Origin of the sequence: Vibrio anguillarum (assembly GCF_003390515.1) — a bacterium.
GTDB lineage: Bacteria > Pseudomonadota > Gammaproteobacteria > Enterobacterales > Vibrionaceae > Vibrio > Vibrio anguillarum.
The window spans coordinates 3,130,075-3,130,585 of record NZ_CP031479.1 but is presented as its reverse complement, the minus strand read 5'-3'; the positions used below and the strand labels follow the sequence as shown (position 1 = coordinate 3,130,585).

Below are 511 nucleotides of genomic sequence, written 5' to 3'. Positions count from 1 at the left end.
CTTAGCCGGGCGTTATATGCTTTCAAAATCTGTGAGTAAAAAGGAGCTTAAAATGATTCTAAATCACGTCTCAGTTGGTGTTTCAAATGTGGCATCTGCTGTGGCTTTTTACGATTCAGTTCTATCCGCATTATCGGTAAAGCGTTCGCATTACATTGAAAATGTGGCGGCTGCCTACGGTGAGAATTTTGAGTTTTGGGTAGGTTGTCCATGTGAAAATGGAGCTTCTTCTGGTAACGGAACTCACATCGCTTTCAATGCGCCAAGTAAAGAAGCTGTTGACCTGTTTTATGCTGCTGCATTAGAGCTTGGAGGCTCGTGTGCAGGTAAGCCTGGCTTACGTCCAGAGTACGGTGAGACTTACTATGCGGCATTTGTCCGCGATGCTGATGGAAACAAAGTTGAAGCAGTCTTTATGTAGTTAAAACAACGCATATAACAAAGCGTTAAAGCGGGACTTAGCACGCGTGGCATTTTCAATTTGCGTTGGGTTTAGTGGTTACGGCACTAT

At 44.0% G+C, this 511-nt stretch carries 1 protein-coding gene; it reads left to right on the top strand.

Features of this window, described 5'->3' with window-relative positions; genetic code table 11:
- Window positions 1–52: 52 nt before the first annotated feature.
- The gene (locus tag DD616_RS17210) at window positions 53–421 is read left to right on the top strand and encodes a VOC family protein (RefSeq protein ID WP_017050097.1); all 369 of its coding nucleotides are present in this window, start codon (window positions 53–55) and stop codon (window positions 419–421) included.
- The last annotated feature ends 90 nt before the right edge of the window (window positions 422–511 follow it).

Coding starts and splice junctions, on each gene's coding strand:
- DD616_RS17210 (WP_017050097.1), top strand. CDS start 53: ATGATTCTAAATCACGTCTCAGTTGGTGTTTCAAATGTGGCATCTGCT.